This is a genomic window from Yoonia sp. (assembly GCF_014859355.1).
Lineage (GTDB): Bacteria > Pseudomonadota > Alphaproteobacteria > Rhodobacterales > Rhodobacteraceae > Yoonia.
On the sequence record NZ_JACUUJ010000087.1, the window covers coordinates 1 to 3,411 of the forward strand.

Here is a 3,411-nt window from a genome sequence, read left to right on the forward strand (position 1 = left end):
CGCTTCGGCTTCCGCCTCTGCTGCATCATCTGCGGCCTGCGCTTCGGCTTCCGCCTCTGCTGCATCATCTGCGGCCTGCGCTTCGGCTTCCGCCGCTGCTGCATCATCTGCGGCTTGCGCTGCGGCTTCTGCTTCAATCAGCCTTGCTGCATCCTCTGCCTCTGCTGCGGCTTCCGCCGCCTGTGCGGCGGCAAAATCTGCCCGTTCGGCGGGAGTTGAACCTTCTTCAGGCTCTCCTTCGGGGCAGGGTGGTTCGCTTTCATCCAGACACAGCAACGCAACCTCTTGCGCCGAGGCGGTGGCGACAAATACGGGGTGTGGCAGAATCAGCGATAGGCTGGCAACAAGCGCTGTCGTAGTCTTGAGCGGGGCAAGAGGCATCGTTTCGTCCTTGTTTTTTGGTCGTCACTGTCGTGAACGACCTGCTGAATGGTGAACGACCTGCCTAAACGCAGACGCGTTTTGGTGTTGTAACCATGACGACGCCAGTGACCGACGTCCTAATTTAATTATAGCACAACTGGACTTGCTATCCAAAAGCAATCCCAGTTAACTTTGGTCCCACGTGGACCGGCACCCTTTTATGGGGTGGCCGTCATCGCGTGGTTTCGCTGCACGTTGGTGAAAGTTCACGGAACGCATCAACATGGAAAACGGCGGGATCACCCCCGCCATGACGCTGAAAGTGGCGGCGTAATCTCTACAGATGCGCCCCGTTAATATTGGTGATCGAATGAATTGACTATCGTCGCCCGCATCTTCCGGAACTGCGGGAAAGGGCATAAATTTACGCCTCTTTCCCGCTAAAAAGACTGCACCTGCGGGTGCGCGATGACCAACCCCGTGCGACGCATGCCCCGCTTGTCAGCAGGGTAAACTCTACATCATGCCACTCATGTCAGCCATATTGCTGCTATCCGATTTTGCCGGCTTTTCGGCCACCATTGCCTCTGTTGTGATAAGCAATCCGGCAACAGATGCCGCATACTCAAGCGCAACCCGCACAACCTTGGTCGGGTCGATGACCCCGGCCTTTAGCATGTCGCCGTATTGTTCAGTCTGCGCATCATAGCCAAACGTCTTACTTGCGTTTTCGATGATCTTTCCGGCAACAACCGCCCCATCAACACCGGCATTCTCGGAAATTTGACGCAGCGGCGCCTGCAAAGCCTTGCGAACAATCGCGATACCGGCAGTCTGATCTGCATTGTCACCTTGCAGGTCCAGCAAAACCTTGCCAGCATGGACAAGTGCAACGCCACCACCCGGCACGACGCCTTCTTCGACTGCGGCACGTGTTGCGTTCAGGGCGTCATCAACCCTGTCTTTGCGTTCTTTCACTTCAATTTCAGTTGCGCCGCCAACCTTGATCACGGCAACACCGCCTGAAAGTTTCGCAAGGCGTTCCTGAAGCTTTTCCTTATCATAGTCCGAGCTGGTTTCTTCGATTTGCGCGCGGATCTGGACCGCCCGTGCAGCGATTGCCGCCTTGTCGCCCGCCCCATCTATGACGGTTGTCGTGTCTTTTGTAATCGTGATCTTCTTGGCAACGCCAAGCATATCAATGGTGACGTTTTCAAGCTTGACGCCAAGTTCTTCGGAAATCACTTGCCCGCCCGTCAGGATGGCCAGATCTTGCAACATCGCTTTACGGCGGTCCCCGAAACCGGGTGCCTTTACGCCGGCGACCTTCAGCCCGCCGCGCAGCTTGTTCACGACGAGGGTCGCCAGTGCTTCGCCGTCGATATCCTCGGCGATGATCAAAAGCTGTTTGTCCGCCTGCATCACGGCCTCAAGCAAAGGCACCATGGGCGCCAGTGATGTCAGCTTTTTTTCGTGCATCAGAATGACGCAATCTTCCAGATTTGCGGTCATCTTGGCCGTTTCGGTGACGAAATACGGGCTGAGGTAACCACGATCAAACTGCATGCCTTCGACCACTTCGGTCACTGTTTCAAGGCCCTTATTCTCTTCAACGGTAATGACACCTTCGTTGCCGACCTTGGCCATCGCATCTGCAATCTGTTGACCGATCTCCGCTTCACCATTCGCAGAGATGGTGCCGACCTTTGCAATTTCGGCGGTGTCGCCGACAGGCCGCGACATCGCTTTGACCTCGGCAATAACGGCGGCCACAGCCTTGTCGATCCCGCGCTTCAGGTCCATCGGGTTCATGCCTGCTGCAACCGCCTTCATGCCTTCTTTGACAATGGCCTGTGCCAGAACTGTCGCTGTCGTCGTGCCGTCGCCAGCCTCGTCGTTGGTGCGCGATGCGACATCTTTGACCAACTGTGCGCCCATGTTTTCGAACGGGTCCGAAAGTTGGATTTCTTTCGCAACGGTCACGCCATCCTTGGTGATACGTGGGGCGCCATAGGACTTGTCGAGAACGACATTGCGGCCCTTTGGACCCAAAGTGACCTTTACAGTGTTGGCGAGGGTATTGATGCCCTTGAGCATACGGTCACGGGCGTCCGTGCCGAATTTGACGTCTTTTGCAGACATATCGGTATTCCTATTTGAATATGAGAGAGAGGGGGCGCAAGGCTCAGGACATGATGCCGAGAATGTCGCTTTCTTTCATGATCAACAGTTCTTTGCCGTCGATCTTGATTTCAGTGCCAGACCATTTGCCGAAGAGGATCTTATCGCCCGCTTTGACATCCATTGCAATACGCGCGCCTGTCTCATCTTTCGCGCCGGCGCCGACAGAGACAACTTCGCCTTCTTGCGGTTTCTCTTTCGCCTTGTCGGGGATGATCAGGCCGCCTGTCGTTTTTTCATCGCCTTCGATAGGGCGCACAAGGACACGGTCGTGGAGAGGGGTAAACATAGTGGAAATGCTCCTTCTGAAGATTTCCGGGGTCGGGTGGTATGCTTGGAAACATATTGGCACCCGCCACGCCCGAGTGCCAATACTAGTCAAGTGGCTATCCCAAGAGGCCGCTACAATGGGTCAGCGGACTATATTCGTCACAGCGTGTCAGTCCCGCAGGATTGCAGCGGCATCGTCGGGCTGCTGCGCCTTACTTTACTTTTTTGCCCGCAATCGAAACTGCTGGTTTTCCGACCATAGAATTCGCCGTTGCCAAGACTTTGGGCTTTTCCTGTTTTGGCTTTTTTGTCTCTTTATTGCTGTTTTTACCTTTAGCCATTGTCTGTCCTTCCAAAATGCAGCGATCGGGTGCCGGAATGGCACGCGCTTGGCTGCGGTCGTTCACCGATCATCATTCACCGGCACATGGTGGTATCGTGATCAGATATCGTAGGGCGGCGGAACTGCCCTTGCGGTGGCTGCGCCAATCGAACGTTATTTTGCAGGCACAGCCAAGGCATCGGGCTTTTCCGCCGCAACCGTTTCCCAGGCTTGTTCCGCTGGTCGCGCGCCAACGCGCAAAAGATCCGATAGAC

Annotated in this window: 4 protein-coding genes; all 4 read right to left on the reverse strand. The window is 55.5% G+C overall.

Features of this window, described 5'->3' with window-relative positions:
- Positions 1-381, reverse strand: a 381-nt coding sequence (locus IBX59_RS14985; protein WP_296377001.1) for a hypothetical protein, incomplete at its 3' end; no start/stop codon positions are given.
- Between the two features lie 498 nt (positions 382-879).
- Positions 880-2,505 carry a chaperonin GroEL gene (gene groL / locus IBX59_RS14990; RefSeq protein WP_296377002.1) on the reverse strand — a complete coding sequence of 542 codons (1,626 nt, stop codon included), beginning with the start codon at positions 2,503-2,505 and terminating at the stop codon, positions 880-882.
- Between the two features lie 43 nt (positions 2,506-2,548).
- Positions 2,549-2,833: a co-chaperone GroES gene (gene groES, locus IBX59_RS14995; RefSeq protein WP_296377004.1), complete on the reverse strand. Its 285-nt coding sequence runs from the start codon at positions 2,831-2,833 to the stop codon at positions 2,549-2,551.
- A 193-nt stretch (positions 2,834-3,026) separates the two neighbouring features.
- Positions 3,027-3,221: a hypothetical protein gene (locus IBX59_RS15000; protein WP_296377007.1), complete on the reverse strand. Its 195-nt coding sequence runs from the start codon at positions 3,219-3,221 to the stop codon at positions 3,027-3,029.
- Positions 3,222-3,411 lie beyond the last annotated feature (190 nt).

Excerpts from the sequence above, each read along its gene's own strand:
- groES (WP_296377004.1), bottom strand. The coding sequence starts at position 2,833 with ATGTTTACCCCTCTCCACGACCGTGTCCTTGTGCGCCCTATCGAAGGC.
- groL (WP_296377002.1), bottom strand. The coding sequence starts at position 2,505 with ATGTCTGCAAAAGACGTCAAATTCGGCACGGACGCCCGTGACCGTATG.